This is a genomic window from Bacillus sp. OV166 (assembly GCF_900177675.1).
Taxonomy (GTDB): Bacteria; Bacillota; Bacilli; order Bacillales; family Cytobacillaceae; genus Neobacillus.
The window spans coordinates 6248402-6266147 of record NZ_FXWM01000001.1; the positions used below are offsets into that span (position 1 = coordinate 6248402).

17 protein-coding genes and 1 pseudogene are annotated in these 17746 nt (G+C 40.3%); 6 read left to right on the forward strand and 12 right to left on the reverse strand.

The features are described from left to right. Positions 1 to 109: 109 nt before the first annotated feature. The 4 genes and pseudogenes from CCK98_RS30565 to CCK98_RS30575 all read right to left on the reverse strand — a co-directional run bounded on the left by CCK98_RS30565 (position 110) and on the right by CCK98_RS30575 (position 3305). On the reverse strand, positions 110 to 1357 hold the full coding sequence (locus CCK98_RS30565; RefSeq protein ID WP_088090015.1) for an NADP-dependent malic enzyme: 1248 nt from the start codon (positions 1355 to 1357) through the stop codon (positions 110 to 112). Positions 1358 to 1470: 113 nt separating this feature from the next. Further along, a complete protein-coding gene (locus CCK98_RS35765) occupies positions 1471 to 1626 on the reverse strand; it encodes a hypothetical protein (protein WP_179195978.1) in 156 nt (51 codons plus the stop codon). A gap of 141 nt (positions 1627 to 1767) precedes the next feature. Next, a pseudogene (aspA, locus tag CCK98_RS30570) lies at positions 1768 to 1986 on the reverse strand (aspartate ammonia-lyase); the annotation flags it as partial. A 32-nt stretch (positions 1987 to 2018) separates the two neighbouring features. Continuing rightward, positions 2019 to 3305 (reverse strand): cation:dicarboxylate symporter family transporter, encoded by a 1287-nt coding sequence (locus CCK98_RS30575; protein ID WP_088090017.1) that lies wholly within the window; start codon positions 3303 to 3305, stop codon positions 2019 to 2021. Positions 3306 to 3485: 180 nt separating this feature from the next. Here CCK98_RS30575 and CCK98_RS36880 point away from each other — a divergent pair, with 180 nt between their 5' ends. Both CCK98_RS36880 and CCK98_RS30585 read left to right on the forward strand, forming a co-directional pair. Continuing rightward, positions 3486 to 4757, forward strand: a complete 1272-nt coding sequence (locus CCK98_RS36880) for a sensor histidine kinase (RefSeq protein ID WP_306298979.1) — start codon at positions 3486 to 3488, stop codon at positions 4755 to 4757. Positions 4758 to 4762: 5 nt separating this feature from the next. Next, complete coding sequence (locus CCK98_RS30585) at positions 4763 to 5680, forward strand: response regulator (RefSeq protein WP_088090019.1); 918 nt, start codon at positions 4763 to 4765, stop codon at positions 5678 to 5680. 320 nt (positions 5681 to 6000) lie between these two features. Here the strand turns inward: CCK98_RS30585 and CCK98_RS30590 are convergent, their stop codons facing one another. From CCK98_RS30590 to CCK98_RS30600, 3 genes are read right to left on the reverse strand one after another with little or no spacing between them, the layout of a single operon-like run. Then, on the reverse strand, positions 6001 to 6717 hold the full coding sequence (locus tag CCK98_RS30590; RefSeq protein WP_088090020.1) for an amino acid ABC transporter permease: 717 nt from the start codon (positions 6715 to 6717) through the stop codon (positions 6001 to 6003). Positions 6718 to 6777: 60 nt separating this feature from the next. Continuing rightward, entirely contained in the window at positions 6778 to 7569 is a 792-nt protein-coding gene (locus CCK98_RS30595) for an ABC transporter substrate-binding protein (protein ID WP_088090021.1), read from the reverse strand. Between the two features lie 23 nt (positions 7570 to 7592). Next, a complete protein-coding gene (locus CCK98_RS30600; RefSeq protein WP_088090022.1) occupies positions 7593 to 8315 on the reverse strand; it encodes an amino acid ABC transporter ATP-binding protein in 723 nt (240 codons plus the stop codon). A 1408-nt stretch (positions 8316 to 9723) separates the two neighbouring features. Here CCK98_RS30600 and CCK98_RS30605 point away from each other — a divergent pair. The 4 genes from CCK98_RS30605 to CCK98_RS30620 all read left to right on the forward strand — a co-directional run bounded on the left by CCK98_RS30605 (position 9724) and on the right by CCK98_RS30620 (position 11950). Then, positions 9724 to 9942, forward strand: coding sequence for a DUF1659 domain-containing protein (locus CCK98_RS30605; RefSeq protein WP_088090023.1), 219 nt, complete (start codon positions 9724 to 9726; stop codon positions 9940 to 9942). A gap of 38 nt (positions 9943 to 9980) precedes the next feature. Beyond that, complete coding sequence (locus tag CCK98_RS30610; RefSeq protein WP_088090024.1) at positions 9981 to 10199, forward strand: DUF2922 domain-containing protein; 219 nt, start codon at positions 9981 to 9983, stop codon at positions 10197 to 10199. A gap of 68 nt (positions 10200 to 10267) precedes the next feature. Further along, the gene (locus CCK98_RS30615) at positions 10268 to 10411 is read left to right on the forward strand and encodes a YvrJ family protein (RefSeq protein WP_088090025.1); all 144 of its coding nucleotides are present in this window, start codon (positions 10268 to 10270) and stop codon (positions 10409 to 10411) included. A 387-nt stretch (positions 10412 to 10798) separates the two neighbouring features. After that, on the forward strand, positions 10799 to 11950 hold the full coding sequence (locus tag CCK98_RS30620; RefSeq protein ID WP_088090026.1) for an asparaginase: 1152 nt from the start codon (positions 10799 to 10801) through the stop codon (positions 11948 to 11950). Positions 11951 to 12169: 219 nt separating this feature from the next. Here CCK98_RS30620 and CCK98_RS30625 read toward each other — a convergent pair whose 3' ends face one another. The 5 genes from CCK98_RS30625 to CCK98_RS30645 form a co-directional block, all read right to left on the reverse strand. Continuing rightward, a complete protein-coding gene (locus tag CCK98_RS30625; protein WP_088090607.1) occupies positions 12170 to 13483 on the reverse strand; it encodes an MFS transporter in 1314 nt (437 codons plus the stop codon). Between the two features lie 140 nt (positions 13484 to 13623). Further along, positions 13624 to 14772: a galactonate dehydratase gene (gene dgoD, locus CCK98_RS30630; protein WP_088090027.1), complete on the reverse strand. Its 1149-nt coding sequence runs from the start codon at positions 14770 to 14772 to the stop codon at positions 13624 to 13626. Positions 14773 to 14800: 28 nt separating this feature from the next. Continuing rightward, on the reverse strand, positions 14801 to 15430 hold the full coding sequence (locus tag CCK98_RS30635) for a bifunctional 4-hydroxy-2-oxoglutarate aldolase/2-dehydro-3-deoxy-phosphogluconate aldolase (RefSeq protein WP_088090028.1): 630 nt from the start codon (positions 15428 to 15430) through the stop codon (positions 14801 to 14803). 25 nt (positions 15431 to 15455) lie between these two features. Next, positions 15456 to 16409 carry a sugar kinase gene (locus CCK98_RS30640; protein ID WP_088090029.1) on the reverse strand — a complete coding sequence of 318 codons (954 nt, stop codon included), beginning with the start codon at positions 16407 to 16409 and terminating at the stop codon, positions 15456 to 15458. A gap of 16 nt (positions 16410 to 16425) precedes the next feature. After that, positions 16426 to 17175, reverse strand: coding sequence for an IclR family transcriptional regulator (locus tag CCK98_RS30645; protein ID WP_088090030.1), 750 nt, complete (start codon positions 17173 to 17175; stop codon positions 16426 to 16428). Positions 17176 to 17746 lie beyond the last annotated feature (571 nt).

Sequence of the window (17746 nt, forward strand, 5' to 3'; positions counted from 1 at the left end):
TAAGTCGAACCCCCAGTGATGTAAGGTTCACTCTATTGGTGGATAGAATAAAAGAAGAAACGGGAGTGAACTATTCGCTTCCGTTCTTTTCACCCCATTAAGGGGAGTTTTAGGCTAATACAAGCTCTTTTTCTTCCACAAGGGATAGTAAGCGTTTTTTTATGTCTTCTGGGTTGACAGTTGTTTGGGCCACTCCACTGTCTATTGCCGCCTGCGCTACAGCTGCCGCAACGTGAGCAGCAACTCTGCGATCAAATGGATCTGGAATTACATAGTCTGCATGAAGCTCCTGATCTGGAATGAGTTCGGCAATGGCGTAAACTGCTGCTAACTTCATTTTTTCATTGATTTCTGTTGCGTATACGTCCAGCGCACCGCGGAAAATACCAGGGAAGGCAAGAACATTGTTGACCTGGTTCGGAAAGTCGGACCGACCTGTACCGACTACTTTAGCACCCGTATCTTTTGCTTCTTGGGGCATAATTTCAGGGATTGGATTTGCGAGAGCAAAAATGATTGGATCATGATTCATGGACTGAATCATTTCTTCATTGTTAGCACCGGCAGCCGATACACCTACAAAGACATCGGATCCAACCATCGCATCTTTTAATGTTCCTTGTTTCTTCTCTCTATTTGTGATAAGTGCCATTTCTTCTTTAAAAGGATTCATGCCGACAGGGCGACCTTTATAGATAATTCCTTTTGTGTCACATAACATCACATCTTTTACACCCATTTGCAGTAAAAGCTTCACAATCGCTACACCGGCAGCACCTGCTCCATTGACAACAACACAAATTTCTTCCAACTTCTTATCTACAAGCTTAAGGGCGTTAATCAACCCGGCTGCTGTTACAATCGCTGTTCCATGCTGGTCGTCATGGAAAATAGGGATGTTGCAAGCTTTTCGTAATTGTTCTTCAATCTCAAAGCATTGCGGTGCTGCAATGTCCTCCAAGTTGACGCCTCCAAATGTAGGCTCTAACAATTTAACCACTTCTACGATTTTATCAGGATCAGTCGTATTCAGGCAAAGAGGGAATGCATCGACATCGGCAAATGTTTTGAATAACAATGCTTTTCCCTCCATAACAGGCATGGCAGCTTTTGGGCCAATATTTCCAAGTCCGAGTACAGCTGTTCCGTCTGAAACGACGGCAACAAGATTACCCTTCATAGTATAGTCATATACTTTGCTTTCATTCTCATAAATTTCTAGGCAGGGTTCTGCAACGCCTGGTGAATAAGCAAGACTTAAATCGTTTGCATTGCGTACTGCGACTTTTGAGTGAACACCAAGCTTTCCTCGATTTTCTTTGTGCATCTTTAATGCTTCTTCACGTAAAGTTGACATACAATATCTCTCCCTGTTTTTAATTTTGTTTCCATACTGCTAGCCTATATTACAAAAGAATACATAACTTTGGGCTTCAGCCCATTTTATTCTTAGTTATCATGATAAAGATCTTAAATAGCAACTAAAAAATCATAATCTGTAAAGTACACAATCTCGGAAAGAATCTTACAGCCTTTAATGTTTTCGAAAGCTTTTCTTGCTTCTTCTTCTGTGTCAAATTCAAACATGCTAATAGTTGAATTTGAATAGAGAGTGATGACCCACATAAAAATATCCCCCAATTAAAAGATAATTTTTCTTCTTTTTCCACAGACTGATAGGTAATTTCAAAAGCACCATGTTTTTTACTTATCATACTGAATCTACTTTTTTTATTGCTTTTCTGTTCTTACATCTTGAATAAGCTGTTACTCTCTTTCAAAAAGGGCGGCACCAGCAATCCCAGGGTTTGTCATCTCATAAGGATTTAATATGAGATCAAGCTCTTCTTCTGTTAATACATCATATTGCAGGCATAGCTCGCGTACGGATTTTCCTTTTAAAATAGCTTCCCGTGCGATGCGTGCAGCCACTTCGTATCCAATATGCGGATTTACAGCTGTAATAATTCCTACGCTTTTTTCTTCTATATCTTGCTCTCTTATGATGTTAAGAAAGATTAAGCTACATTTGTTTGCTTACTGGAGTCAAGTGATTTGATATAATCATTTGCTTTCTGTTCATTGAATTGACCTTCCCATTTAGAAATAACAACTGCCGCAAGCGAGTTACCTACGACGTTAACCGCTGTTCTCGCCATATCTAAAAGACGGTCAATACCAGCGATAAACGCTAATCCTTCTACCGGAATTCCAACTGTACCGAGCGTTGCCAACAATACAACAAACGACACTCCCGGAACCCCCGCCATTCCTTTAGATGTTACTATCAATACAAGTAATAAAGAGATTTGGTCGCCAATCGATAAATCAATGCCATACATTTGCGCAATAAACATGGCCGCTAATGCTTGATATAAAGTAGACCCATCTAAGTTGAAAGAATAGCCTGTTGGGATAACGAACGAAGTGATTCCTTTTGGGCATCCCAATTTCTCCATTTTAGTCATAATACGAGGTAAAACAGTCTCAGAACTAGCCGTTGAATAAGCAAGGATCAGTTCATCTTTTAATAACTTAATAAAATGAATAATGTTAATGCCTGCCCATCTTGCGACAAGTCCTAAAACAACTAACACAAAGAAAATCATCGTTGCATAAACAAGAATCATTAACTTACTTAATGGGATCAGTGATTGAACACCGAATTTTGATACCGTTATACCAATTAATGCAAATACACCAAATGGAGCAAACTTCATGATTTGGTTTGTCACAAAGAACATTGCTTCAGCTGTACCATCGAAAAACTTTAAGACCGGTTTTCCTTTTTCACCTATGGCTGCCACTCCTAGTCCAAATAAAACAGAGAAGAAAATAATGGCCAACATGTTTCCTTCTGTCATTGCTGCAATGATGTTCGGAGGAACGATGTTGACGAAAGTTTCAGCAAAACCGTGGCTTTTCGTCGTTTCGGTTGTTGCTACATAACTGCCGATATCTGTCTTCTGTAAGGATGACATGTCAACACCGCTGCCGGGTTGAAAGATATTTGCCGCTAACAATCCAATTAGAATGGCAATAGTCGTAATGACTTCAAAATATAAAATCGTTTTACCACCGAGTTTACCAAGCTTTTTCATATCCCCAACCCCGGCAACACCGACAATTAAGCTTGAGACAACAATTGGAATCACAATCATTTTGATTAAGCGAATAAAAATATCTCCAATCGGCTTGAGGAATCCTTCAATATTTGGATTTCCATAAAAGGCAGCTCCAACCGCGATTCCTAAAATGAGACCAATTACAATCTGCCAAGCTAGGCTAAGTTTTAGTTTTTTCATCCCATACACCCCTTCATGTTTATTTCTAATATGAGTGTAAGCGATTACATACAAAAACCTACCGAATCATACGAAAACCTACAAATAATTATTAAAAAATAAAAAATTTTCTCATAACTGTTTCAATTTTCCAAAGTTTTGAGTACAATGTGTAATGTTTGTACAATGTAATTTATAGAGGTGTCCGAATTGAAGGAACGAATTTTAGCAGTCGTATTGATGATGATTACCGTACCGCTCGCTGGAGAGTTTAAATTCTATCCGTTCAATGATGCATTCCGCGTCAGCCTGGGGACACCGGCATTTTTCTTGTTTTTGTTATTAGGCAGGGGCATTCACCCGAATATTGTAGGAATTTTGACTGGGACAAGTGTGTTTGTGTTTCGGTTTTTGCTTGCGGTCATAATCAGGGATATACCGGTTGAAGAGGCGATATACCATCATTTTCCAGTATTCTTTTATTACGTCGTTTACGCCTTCATGTTTCATTTTACAAAGCTGAATGATCAGCATAACAAGCCGTTTATGATTGGATTACTAGGCGTGGTCATTGAATTTTGGGCAAGCTTGTCGGAAATGGCGATTCGATCCTCGTTAGCGGATCAAACCATTTCATTTTATTCAATCGAACAAATTATCTTTATCGCGTTTATTCGAAGTTTTTTTGTACTTGGTTTTTTTAACATTTTTAAACTGAGAGAAGCAAAATTGGCAGAGGAAGAGCAGCGCAGACAAAACGAGCAAATGCTGCTGTTCATTTCGAATTTGTATGAGGAATCTGTTCAGCTTAAGAAAACGATGCAAAATGCAGAAGAAATCACCCGCATATGTTACGATTTTTATCGTAGGTTGAAATCGGGAGATTATCATGGCCATGATGCCCAAACCGCACTGCAAATCGCAGGTCTCGTGCATGAAATGAAAAAAGATAATCAGCGAATTTATGCTGGACTATCCAAGTTGATGTCCTCTGAAAAGCTAGAGGACTACATGAGCATTGAGCAGCTTAGTAACATTATGTTTGTTTCCAATAGAAGGTATGCGGAGTTATTGAATAAACACGTTTCGTTTTCCCTGCAAGTGGAAGAAGAACATCCGCCATATCATGTATACATGGTGTTATCATTGATAAATAACTTGATCTCAAATGCGGTGGAAGCCATTGAACAAGAGGGACATGTATCGTTGTATGTCATTCGAAGAGACCGGATGGTAGAATTTCATGTCTGTGATAATGGACCAGGCATTGCGCCGAAGCTGAAAGAAGTCATTTTTAAAGATGGGTTTACAACGAAGTATGATGCTTGCGGCAATCCTTCCACAGGCATTGGACTTTCGTATGTGAAACAAACCGTCGACAAGCTTGGCGGACATATTAAGCTAATAGAAAGTCATAAAGAAACCGTATTTGTTATCGAGATTCCAATTGAGGCGATGATACAGAAAGGATAGGTCATATGAATTACTTCATTATAGACGATGATCCAGCTATTAGAGCGATGCTGACAGACATGATTGAGGATGAGGATTTAGGAAAAGTGGTGGGTGAAGCTGAAGACGGATCATTGGTGGACAATGGATTGCTTGCGCTCAAAAAAGTAGAAGTGGTGCTCATTGATTTACTGATGCCAAAAAGGGATGGCATTGAAACAATTCGTGTTCTTTCTTCTGAATTCCAGGGGAAATTCGTGATGATTTCGCAAGTGGAGGCAAAGGAGCTCATAGGGGAAGCATATAGTTTAGGAGCAGAATACTATATCACAAAACCGATAAACCGCCTTGAAATCGCAGGAGTGTTAAAAAAGGTAAACGAAAAGGTGATTCTGGAAAAATCAATTCGAGGCATACAAGAATCGTTAACATTATTTACAGTTCATCAGTCGCCTCCATCCAGCTCTTCTCATACAAAAAATATAATCGAAGCAGGCGGTTCATTGATTTCGGATTTAGGGATAATCGGAGAAAGCGGCAGTGAAGACTTGATGAAAATTTTAGAATTCCTGCAGGATCAAAAACAAAAGTTCGGATCCCTCTACATCTTTCCGCCTCTAAAAGAAATATTTTATGAAAATGCCAAAAAAAAGCTTGGAGAACAGGCTGCCGAGGCGGAAATACAAAAAGAAATGAAAGCCTCCGAACAACGGGTTCGCAGAGCTATTCACCAGGTGCTCATCCATATTGCCTCATTAGGATTAACAGATTACACGAATCCAAAATTTGAAGCGTATTCATCCACGTTTTTCGATTTCTCGGAAGTCCGAAAGAAAATGTTGGAGCTTGAAGATAAAAGTGAAAGAAGCACCAATCAAAGCCGAATCAACATGAAAAAATTCATTCAATCGCTCTATATCGAAGCACAGCAGTTGGTGGATTAGCCAATAAATTGTTTCTTGCAAATCGCAGAGATTGTAAAAATATTACAGTACTGTTGTAACAAGGTGTGCGGGTTGAGGCACTAGCCCGTTTCTTCAATCTCACCGCATAATATGAGATTCAGTAAGGAATCTATACTTCTATTTGTATTCTACGAATTATTTGCACCTGGTAATTTCACCAAAAAATTTCATTTTATCCTTCTTTTTAATTGAGGAGGGTTCAGCCCACCCAAAAAAAGCGAATTAGAACCCACATTTACATGTGTCTAATCCGCTTTTTTTCAGGACCTGACAGCCCTCGTTTTCAACCTTATTTCTAATTACACTCTGTTTATCTCTTCTGCCGGCTTTTTAAAAGGATTAAATATTGAATTTGACTTCTGCTTCCTTCCTGGCTCTGTTACATTCATTCTTGCTTCTAGTTTGCCGGAGAGGAAAGAGAAGATTAACACAAGAACAAAATAATACAATCCTACAATCACATACGAATTCAATTGTTGAAAGCTGGATGCCGCGACGCTAAGGCCCGCCCCCCACAAATCCGCCATGCCCACGTAGGCAACAAGAGAAGAATCCTTTAAACAAATGATGAACTGGTTACTGAGTGAAGGGATGGCTGATTTAAACGCTTGGGGCAGAATGATTCTTCTCATTGCCAACGGATAGGACATTCCAAGTGATCTTGCAGCTTCCATTTGCCCGCGGTCAACAGATTGAATGGCCCCGCGAAAGATCTCGGCAATATAAGCCCCGCAATGAATAGCCAAGCCAATCGCTCCGGCCCAGAACTGCGACAGAGTCACAATCGATGTGATGCCAAAATAAAGAACCGCAATCTGAACAATAAGCGGAGTTCCACGGATCACGGTGATATAGACATGTGCAATAAAGTTCAAAAATTTGTTATTAGAGAGACGAAAAAAGGCAAAGATTAAGCCAATAAGACAGCCAATCAGAAGAGAGATAATGGTAACCTTAAGCGTAAGCAACGTTGCTTCAAAAAAAAGCTTATAATTGGAAAGAAGAATTTCTAGCAAATGGATTCACCCCACATATGATCTGTTATCAGGTGCCCCTCGAGGGCACCCTTTTTCACCCTAGTTGTTTGTTCCTAAAATGTTGCGGCCAAAATATTTATCAGAAATCTTGTCATAGGTGCCGTCTTTTATGATTTCATCCATAGCCTTGTTCAGCTTGTCCATTAATTCCTTATCCTCTTTCCTGACGGCAATCGCTTGATCATCATGTGTCATAGGCTTTCCAACATCCTTGATTTTAACGGTGCCTGCCTTGATAATCGGCAGTCCCACCATTCGATCGGTTATCGCAGCGTCAATTCTCTTGGAAGGAAGATCCATAAGAGCCACTAAATCTGTATCATATTCAACAATGTTTTCTTTTGATGTGTATTTTAACGCCAGATCCTTATAAGGCGTTCCCTTGGCCACCCCGATACGCTTCCCTTTCAAATCATCCGGCGATTTGATATCCGTATTATTTTCCGATACGAAAACCTGTGAGCCTGATCTGTAGTAAGGATTTGAAAAGTCAACCACCTTTTTTCGCTCATCCGTAATCGTCATGCTGCCCAGGATGGCATCGTATTTTTTGGCTTGTAGGCCTTGGATGATCGTTTCCCAAGGATTCGTTACCGGAACGGCCTTCATTCCCATTTTTTTAGCAAGTGCCTTGCCGATCTCAACATCAAATCCCTTCAGTTCGTTGCTTTCTTTATAATTAAACGGTTTGAACAGCCCACTCATGGCATAGTGAAACTCTTTTTTCTCTGCAGAAGTCGACTGAGAAACTTGTTCTTTCGCTCCACACCCTGACATGATCAAAACTCCAGCCATACAGGCTGCTACAAGACTGATAATTGACTTTTTCATTATTTCTTCCCCCTTATCATTGGCTATAGAATACTGTTAAGAAATTGCTTTGCTTTTTCATGCTGCGGATTTTCAAAAAACGTCTTAGGTGCCCCCTGTTCAAGAATCTGTCCATCTCCCATAAAGACAACACGATCTGCCACTTCCCGGGCAAATCCCATCTCGTGGGTAACTATTACCATAGTCATCCCTTCATTGGCCAGTTCTTTCATGACCTGCAAAACTTCCCCTACCAATTCTGGATCAAGCGCAGAGGTTGGCTCATCAAAAAGCATCACATTGGGTTTCATGGCAAGCGCACGAGCGATGGCAAGCCGCTGCTTCTGTCCCCCGGACAATAAATTCGGATATGTATTGGCCTTATCGCCTAATCCCACCTTCTCCAGAAGACTATAGGCCGCTTTCTTCGCATCCTCCTTACTTTCTCTTTTTACATGCATCGGGGCTTCGATGATATTCTCCAGCACTGTTTTATGTGGAAAGAGATTGAAATGTTGAAAGACCATCCCAACTTCTGCACGTACGCGATTTAAATCCGTTTTCCCCGGATCGATCTGTTCGTTGTTTATCCATACCTCTCCTTTATCATAAACTTCAAGGAAGTTAATGCAGCGCAGCAATGTACTCTTTCCTGAACCGCTGGCTCCCACCAATACCACCACTTCCTTCGGCTGAACCGACAAATCGATTCCCTTCAGCACCTCCAATGAATCAAATGACTTGTATAATTGCTTTATCTGAATCAACAAGACCCCCCCTTTTCTATAATTAAAAACGGATTCAAACTGATGAAACAGCATAAATGATAGAATATCACTCTATTATAATAATAAATTTTGAAAATTTCAAATTGTATATAAATTGCAAGCGGATACAAAAATGTTTATTATTAAATGTTTGTTATTTTCTGGTGTTCTCTTTTTCAATTCTCCCTTCTACTAAAATAATATTCTGATAATTATAATTATCCATAAAATAGATGAATAAATCAATTATTTCCAATTCATTTTTAGGAGGGTTCTTTGGAGACGGTCATATACAGTAACAATAGAACAAACAGCGCTTGGATTCTAGTAATCCAAGCGCATAATCCATTACTCTATTTATTGCCACAAGCTCCGCGAATAAAATTTTTTTGTTTCGCTGCAAGGAATTCCAGCTCTCCAGATGATGGTCTTTCTAAGTGTTGGACCTAATAGCGCTAAAGGTCTTAGATATTTCACAAACAATATTAAGATTGAATGGTTCTATGATGACCATTGGACCATACACGATAGTAGTTCAGTTATTAACTCTTCTCTTTACACTTTTTTAGGTTTCTAAAACATCTGTTTATTCCATGATTCATATAGACTAGCACTAGCCATCGTCTTTAACGAGGCCTTAAAATAGGCTTCGCTTTTTGTATTTGGATTCACTTGAAAACAAGTTAAATCACACACAACAGGGACGGTTCTCATGGTCCAAATGAGATTAGTTCTGTCCACAAGTTCGGGGCGTGACAGGCATGGAGATTTAGTTTCTTACTATTAAGCTATTGCTTCTAAATTCGCTCATTAAATGGTTAAATTCGCTCATTAAAGCCCAAAATCCGCCCATAAAACTCGAAGATTCGCTCATAAAACTCAAAAATTCGCCCATTAAAGGGTCAAATCGTTTAATAAATCATAAATGCGCAACTATTGAAGTGTAATTTTACACCAAAATTCATTTAAACTAGCCCTCCATGAGTAATCCTCTCAAACTTCAGATTAATATAACTCAATAATGGGTTCTTACTTTGCAGCTTCGAAGATTCATTGGCCGATAAAATGCTAGTTTCGCTGATAAAAGTGGGATTTCCGCTGATAAAATGGTCCAGTTCGCTGATATCCTTCAATAATTCGCTGATAAGCTGCTCATTGAACTAATTCCCCCCCTCCGGGCTCCCTCCTCCGCCTAAAAGTTAGCTTTATTTATGCAAATTTGGCTTTTATTTGCGGATTCACTGCTTTTATTTGCGGATCGTCCACGAAATCTCGAAAACTCTATTAAATTGCCCTGAGAGACGCTATCCTCCAGGGCTTTTTTCAATTTATTTAAAATTCTCTTCTCCCTCCCCTGTCCTTTTTGCCGACTTTTTTCTATATATAAGGTGAAAGGTGGTGAGAGACAATGGCACTAGCGTTATTAGAAGTAACGAAGCTTCGTATCGTATTTGAAGCGGGCATGGATGACGAGGGAAATCCCATCCTCAAATCGAAAACGTTTAGCAATGTCACCAAGGCAGCTACTGCAGATCAATTATCGCAAGCGGCACTAGCAGTTGCAGTTCTATGCAATGACACGCTAAACAAAGTGGAGCGGAATGATAGCATCGCAATTGTAGGTTAATAGTCTAGTAAAAAACGAAGTGATGGGAGGTGAAAGAAATGGCAAAAACATTGGAATTGCAATTTACCACGGAGTTTGGAAAGACGGCGAGCCTTTCCGTTGATAACCCCAAAGAGCCAATCGATGAAGAAGTCGTCAAATTATCGATGGCGCAGATTATTGCATCTGAAGTTTTCACAACTAGCAGTGGGAAGTTTATAGCTGCAAAAGGAGCAAGAGTGATTGACCGCAATGTGACGGATTACGTGATTGCTTAATAAGGAAAAGAGGCCGGATTCATGATGAACCAGCCTCTTTTTATCAATAATGGAAGGAGAGGAGAAAAGTGGGGCAGTTGATTCCAATCATCAGCCAAGTGGGATTCCCCATCGTTGTGACGCTCTATTTGCTTTACCGGATTGAAGCAAAGCTTGATTTGGTCGTCCAATCGATACAGACACTTCCTGAGCGGATGAGGGAGCGTACCTAAAAAAGAGAAACCACCTAGCCTCTACTATTAAGTAGATCCAAGGTGGTTTTTTGTTTTTAATCTTTCACTTTCCACAATCTAAAAGCCTATCAATCTTAGACAAATTTCGGGGCGTGACAGTGGAATCTTACTTGCAATTGTCTTCAAGTTTTTGCATCAGAACCCAAAGAACTAACTGGTATTAAAACAATCATTTTTTTAATTTTCATTTTTTTGTGAGTTTTTGTAGTTTTTAGTAGTTCTTATTATAAATTAAAATTATCCTTTTTTAGAACAAATATGAAAGCGCTTAATGAGATTTATCCCGAATTAACGGGCAGTAAGATCCCACTGATGGAAGTTTCACTTTAATTTTTGCCAATCACACGTTATATGGAGGAATTTCTAATGAAGAAACTAACTACAAAGAAAAAAGTTGCTCTCACCACACTAGCATTAATGTCAACCGGGATTATCACCATCTCTTCAAGTTACACTGGTGCATCGCATCCTGTTGAAGCTAAACAGATTACAACATCTAATACAACCAATCCTGTTGAGAAAAAATTACCTAACATTAAAATTCTGGCAACGGGTGGCACCATCGCAGGAACTGGTTCTACTTCTACCCAAACAACCGGCTATCAGGCTGGCGTCCTAACCCCAAATCAACTAATAGAAGCAATTCCTACGATAAAAGATATTGCTAACCTTTCCACTGAGCAGGTATCACGCATTGATTCTGGTACGTCTAACACTAATGCCATAATGGTCAAACTGGCGAAGGAAGTCCAAAAGGAATTGGATGATCCAAAGTGTGACGGTGTTGTCATCACCCACGGTACCGACACAATGGAGGAAACGGCTTACTTTCTCAACCTGACTGTTCATTCTGACAAACCGATCGTCGTGGTTGGTTCAATGCGCCCCTCTACGTCAATCTCTGCTGACGGTCCGTTGAACCTGTACAACGCTGTAGCACTTGCTGGTTCCAAAGAAGCTCGCGGCAAGGGCGTCCTGATCACCCTGAATGACAAGATTGGAAGTGCTCGCGACACATTTAAAACTAATACCACCGACGTTGATGCTTTCAATAATCCGGAGCTCGGCTCCCTCGGCATTATACAAGGCGGTAATCCCTATTTCTATAACCTGCCAATTAAAAAGCACACCACTGAGTCCGAGTTTGACATTCGCAAGATCACTGAAGACAATCTACATCGTGTTGATATTGTTTATTCACATGCCAATGATGACCGTGTAATAGTTGACGCTACGGTTGCTGCCGGTGCGAAGGGAATTATCCACGCTGGTACTGGTAACGGTTCTATCCATGAAAAAACGCTTCCGGGTCTGCAGGATGCTGTGAAGAATGGTGTTGTCGTTGTTCGTGACACCCGTGTACCAGTAGGCATGGTTACTCACGAACAAATTGACGTAGACAACCACTTCGTCAATTCTGGCAACATTAACCCTCAAAAAGCTCGTATTCTGTTGATGTTGGCACTCACCAAAACCGAAGACTCTAAGAAGATCCAAGAGTATTTCAACGAATACTAAGGCAGGAGGGAAATTGATACGATACAAATTCAATTGAATAATCAAGTTGTAGAACTCTACACAACAAAAGGAGAAGAGAAATTGTCTGAGGATGATTTCTCTTCTCCTTTTTTGTTTGCTTTGTTATTTAAAATGTTTAATTATTTTTATTATTATTAATTGTTAGTTTTTTATCTTTAGCAATTTCCGAAAAAACTAGGGTGTGACAGGTATGCTAATTTAAGAAGCGACTTTTCCCAATTGATCTATTGGTTCTTTTACACGTTCAACTTTGCCAACTAGGAAGATGTAAGACAATGCTCCCGTTAGGGTTACACACGCAATGAAGGTTAGTGCAGGGGCAAAGTTACCGCCTTTTACCAAGAATCCAATAACAATTGGAATAATGATAGAGGCCGTACCACCGATGAAGTTAAATACCCCTCCAGCAATTCCAATTAATCGTTTTGGAGCTAGAAGTGAAACGAAAACCCAAGTGATGGATGCGAAACCGTTACCAAAAAAGGCAATAGACATAAACATCACGATTAATCCAGGACTATCAACATAATTCGCACCGATAATTGAGGTTGACAATAATAAACCAGTGATAATTGGTGCTTTTCTTGCTTTATCTTTCGAAACACCCTTTTTCACAAGGAAATCAGAAAGAAAACCGGCTGATAAAACACCCACGAAAGCAGCGAGAAACGGCAATGACGATAAAAATCCTGTTTTAATAAAACTTAATCCTCTATATTCCACTAGATAGGTAGGGAACCATGTCAAAAAGAACCAAAGTGTGGAGCTCACTGCAAATTGTCCAATAAAAATGCCCCACAATTTTCTACTACTCAAAATTATACGGAAATCCTTTGCTCCAATTTTAACCTTTTCTCCCTTTTCTGACGCTTCAATAAATCCGTCTCCTTCGCGGATATAGTCAAGTTCCGCTTGATTGACCTTGTTACTTTTATTTGGATCGCGATAGAAAATATACCAAAGAACTGACCAAGCAAGACCAACGATACCGGCAATGATGAACAATCCCCGCCAGCCAAAGGATTGCTGTAGGAAGATAAGGGTTGGTGTTAAAAAGGCTAGTCCAATAAATTGACCAGAAGTGTAAATGGAAATCGCTCTAGCTCGTTCATTTTCTGGAAACCAGCTAGCCGCTACCTTACTGTTTGTTGGAAAAGCAGGGGCTTCAAAGACACCCAAACCTACACGTAATAAAAACATTCCAGAGAAACCGCTTGCAAACCCTTGCAATAAAGTCATAATAGAAAATCCTGCAATACCAATAGCGTGAGTGTTTCGGTTTCCTAACTTATCTAAAACCCAGCCGCCAGGAATTTGCAGGGCACAATAGGTCCAGCCAAAAGCAGAGAAAATTAAGCCCATTGTGACGGAGTCTATTCCTAATTCCTTTGTTATAAAAGGAGCGGCTATGGAAATATTGCTACGGTCCATATAGTTTACAATAACCGTTATGAACAACATAAATACAACACCATAACGAACCTTCGTCGCTTTATTATTCATTTTTCTCATCCCCTTGTAGGTAATTTTTTTCATCCTCTTAACGTTCAATCCATACATCTTTCGACATGCGCTTAGAGGACTTACCTTTGCCGCATTACCCCTGTGTTCAAAGGTAAGCCCAAGCACATTTTCACCCTTTCAAAAAAGGATTACCACTCAGCTACACTGCCATCACGATGGCGCCAAACTGGATTTTGCCATTGATGACCTTCTTTAGCCATTTTACGAACAAACTCCTCATTCACTTCAATACCAAGACCTGGTCCTTGTGGAATTTTCACATAACCGTTTTCATAATCAAAGACAGTTGGATCCTTTAGATAGTCTAATAAATCACTGCCCTGGTTATAGTGAATTCCCAAGCTTTGTTCTTGGATAAACGCATTATGTGCAGTGGCATCTACTTGTAAGCACGCCGCTAAAGCGATGGGTCCTAATGGACAATGCGGAGCAGCGGCAACATCATATGCCTCAGCCATGCTTATTATCTTTTTACATTCGGTAATACCGCCTGCATGGGATAAGTCAGGCTGGATAATATCAACGTACCCACCTTGTAATAACGGTTTAAAATCCCATCTTGAGAACATACGCTCACCCGTTGCAATCGGAATCGATGTTAACGAAGCAATTTCCTTTAGTGCCTCGTTATTCTCTGGCAAGACAGGTTCTTCAATAAACATAGGATTAAATTCTTCAAGGGCTCTAGCCAATACTTTTGCCATTGGTTTATGTACACGTCCATGAAAATCAATACCAATTCCAATATTTCTTCCAACAGCCTCACGAACAGCGGCCACGTTTTCTAGTACTCTATCAATCTTGTCATAGGAATCAATGTATTGTAATTCTTCGGTTCCATTCATTTTAACCGCTTGAAACCCTCGTTCTACACATTCCTTCGCAGCCCGTGCTGTATCACTTGGGCGATCTCCGCCAATCCATGAATACACCTTGATCGAATCGCGGCATGCTCCTCCCAGTAACTGGTAAACTGGTGCATTGAAATATTTCCCTTTGATATCCCAGAGAGCTTGGTCAATACCAGCAATCGCACTCATTAAAATAGCGCCGCCTCGGTAAAAGGCACCTCGGTACATAACATTCCAATGATCCTCAATTCTTAAAGGATCTTTACCTACTAAATAAGTCATCATTTCATCAACTGCAGCTTTTACGGTTGCCGCTTTACCTTCGATGACCGGCTCTCCCCAACCAACAATACCTTCATCTGTCTCAATCTTTAAGAATAACCAGCGTGGTTGGACTGTGAATAATTCATAACCTGTTATTTTCATAATGAACACTCTCCATTTAATAGTAGTATTAGTTTTTGGCTGCTAATGTAAATTGCTTTGCTTTTTCCGTTAAACTCACTAAATACTCCTCTGTTATTTCCTCTTTTGTATTCACAAGAGAACTACCAATTCCGAGTCCTGCAGCACCAGCAGCAAGATAGTCCTTGATATTATTTAAGCCCACACCGCCTGTAGGCAATAATGGAATTTGCGGCAGTGGTCCCCCCATATCCTTGATAAACTTTGGACCTAAAGTGGTTGCCGGAAAAACTTTAATAATATCGCCGCCTTGTTCATAACCCTCCAAAATTTCAGTCGGAGTGTATGCAGCCGGAATACTCACCGCACCATATCTTTTGGTCATCCGAATCGTTTCAGCCTTTAACGTCGGAGATAGAATAAATTGAGCACCTGCAAGAAGGGCGCTTCGAGCAGATTCTGGATCCAAAACCGTTCCTGCGCCAACGGCCATTTCTTTACCAAATGTATCAGCGACCATCTCAATTGCAGATAGCGCTTTCGGGGAATTCATCGTGATTTCAACGACTCTTATCCCCCCTTCATATAAGGATCGAACAATGTTTAATGTATCCTCAGGGTTTGCTCCGCGAATAATAGCGATTAATTTGTGATCTAAGATTTTTTGCAGTGTACTCATTAGACATTCCCTTCCTTCTTAAAAACTAGCGATTGACTTCATCCCTTAAATTTGATTGAGTAAATTTCTCCAATTCAATCCTGTCCGGTAGTCCTTCTATATCACCGTTTATGGTAGCAACCATAGCACCGATCGCGCAGCCTCGTTTCACGGCCTCTCCAATAGATAGGCCATCGAGAAATCCAGAAAGTACCCCTGCAGCAAAACCATCTCCTGCTCCGACTGGATCGGCTACGTTTTTAACTGTAAAACTATCAATATATCCTTTTTCAGCTGCTGTAGAATAATAAGCCCCTTTTTCGCCAAGCTTGACGATAACGGTCTCTGCACCTAAAGCCAGTAAGGAACGAGCTGCTTTTTCACAATCCCTTGAGCCAAACAAAAATTCACATTCACCAATCCCAGGTAAGACAATGTCTGATTTCCCTGCAATTTCTAAGATAGTTGCCCTTGCTTCATCATCTTCCCACAGCTTCCTGCGAATATTTGGGTCAAACACAACCTTTACCCGGTTGTCCTTCGCAATTTCAATCGCATGAAAGATAGATTCCCTGCAAGATTGACTAAGAGCCGGCGTAATCCCCGATATATATAAGTATTTCGCCTGGGCGATATACTCTTGATCTATATCAGTAGGAGCGAGCTGACTCGCTGCTGAATTTTTTCGATAATAGTAAATATTAACCCGATCTTGATTGATAATTTCTTTAAAAAATACACCTGTTGGGGCATTCTCGTCCAAAGCTACTCGACTAATATCTACACCTTCTCCGCGAACGGAAGTTAGGATTTGAGCTCCAAATTCGTCTCTCCCTAACCGGCTAATCCACCCCGCCTTATGGCCAAGTTTAGCTAGCCCAATAAGTGTATTCGTTTCTGCACCAGCTATCTTCGAGGTAAATTGATTTGAATAGCGCATTTTTCCAGGCGTATTGGGGGTTAGTAAAACCATCGTTTCCCCAATGCTTATAACATCCATGTACTCACCTTGTTTCTTATAAAATACATCCCATACTTTCAGATATTTTCTTTGATGTCCAAAGGACGCGTTCCACTACCTCTGCTTTTTGAGCCAGCATTCGTTCTTTTGGACCTGCCACACTAATAGCAGCTTGAATCCTTCGATCCGCACCAAAAATAGGAGCTGCCACACAATATAATCCTTCTTCATTTTCTTCATCATCAATGGTGTAGCCAATTAATGAATACTGATACAGTTCTTTCTCTAGCTCTTCCCGATTGGTGATGGTTTTCGCGGTGATCGGTACTAAGTCAACCCGATCTAAGATACTTTTTCTATCCTCATCTGCCATATTCGCTAAAAAGGTTTTACCTAACCCCGTACAATAAAGCGGTTTACTATATCCCGTTTGAGCGGTTGTTCGAATCGATCGATTACTGTTTATTTTAGTAAGATAGACCAGATCCTCCCCTGACAGCGTTGCCATAAATACCGTTTCCTGGACACTTTGCATTAGTTTTTCAAGAAATGGCTTTGCTTGAAGAGAAATATCTAAGTTCTCCATAGCCATGGTGCCAATGTGAACTAACTTTGCTCCAAGCTTATATTTCTTCATGTTGTCTAAACTTAAATACCCTTGTTTTAAAAGAGTGCCAATAAGGTTCGATGTGCTGCTTTGCGGAAATGAAAGTTTTTCACTAATCTCTTTAATCGATAACCCATCAGGATTATTTGCTAGTAATTCAAATACCTGGAGAACTCGTTCAGCCGATTTTACCGACATACTCTCCCTCCTTCTTTCAAAATCACATATGTGATATTAAATCCTATATGTGATTATTACAGACACATAATAGCACCACTCCATCCCTCCGTCAACCGGTTAATGCAACCGTTCGCAAAAAATAATGACTCCACAGGTGGGTTCCTTTCGGGGACAATCGGGAGTTTTGCACACAAATATGCAGCCATTCGACTAAATACCAAATGGGTTATACTAATCAAACGTTCGGTTGAAACAGCTGCAAGTACTGACCTATATGGGTTTTCCCGGCTAAGGGGCGGAAGATTGTCGAGAACCGTTTGTTAATTTCGCAGGAAATAACCCAATTTTCCACAAAATCAGATAGGTTTCTATTAAACTTACATAATTCTATTAATTGCCCGTCTTTTCCCTATTACACAAACGATTGGTTAAAACTCCCCTCAGTATCTACCATGACTGGACTTATCGCTTCAAATACCTGAAAAGAATGTCGATAGCTGTCTCCAACAGTTCCTTTTTTAAAAAGGAACCCAGGTGGGCAGCTGAATTAGGATTTCCCCCCATTCAAATATGCGGCTTGTTACTGAAT

Bases quoted from the DNA above. Each gene is read 5' to 3' on its own strand.
- CCK98_RS30640 (WP_088090029.1), bottom strand. From the start codon at position 16,409: ATGGATGTTATAAGCATTGGGGAAACGATGGTTTTACTAACCCCCAAT.
- CCK98_RS30565 (WP_088090015.1), bottom strand. From the start codon at position 1,357: ATGTCAACTTTACGTGAAGAAGCATTAAAGATGCACAAAGAAAATCGA.
- CCK98_RS30610 (WP_088090024.1), top strand. From the start codon at position 9,981: ATGGCAAAAACATTGGAATTGCAATTTACCACGGAGTTTGGAAAGACG.
- CCK98_RS30575 (WP_088090017.1), bottom strand. From the start codon at position 3,305: ATGAAAAAACTAAAACTTAGCCTAGCTTGGCAGATTGTAATTGGTCTC.
- dgoD (WP_088090027.1), bottom strand. From the start codon at position 14,772: ATGAAAATAACAGGTTATGAATTATTCACAGTCCAACCACGCTGGTTA.
- CCK98_RS30595 (WP_088090021.1), bottom strand. From the start codon at position 7,569: ATGAAAAAGTCAATTATCAGTCTTGTAGCAGCCTGTATGGCTGGAGTT.
- CCK98_RS35765 (WP_179195978.1), bottom strand. From the start codon at position 1,626: ATGTGGGTCATCACTCTCTATTCAAATTCAACTATTAGCATGTTTGAA.
- CCK98_RS30605 (WP_088090023.1), top strand. From the start codon at position 9,724: ATGGCACTAGCGTTATTAGAAGTAACGAAGCTTCGTATCGTATTTGAA.
- CCK98_RS30620 (WP_088090026.1), top strand. From the start codon at position 10,799: ATGAAGAAACTAACTACAAAGAAAAAAGTTGCTCTCACCACACTAGCA.
- CCK98_RS30635 (WP_088090028.1), bottom strand. From the start codon at position 15,430: ATGAGTACACTGCAAAAAATCTTAGATCACAAATTAATCGCTATTATT.
- CCK98_RS30585 (WP_088090019.1), top strand. From the start codon at position 4,763: ATGAATTACTTCATTATAGACGATGATCCAGCTATTAGAGCGATGCTG.
- CCK98_RS30645 (WP_088090030.1), bottom strand. From the start codon at position 17,175: ATGTCGGTAAAATCGGCTGAACGAGTTCTCCAGGTATTTGAATTACTA.
- CCK98_RS30625 (WP_088090607.1), bottom strand. From the start codon at position 13,483: ATGAGAAAAATGAATAATAAAGCGACGAAGGTTCGTTATGGTGTTGTA.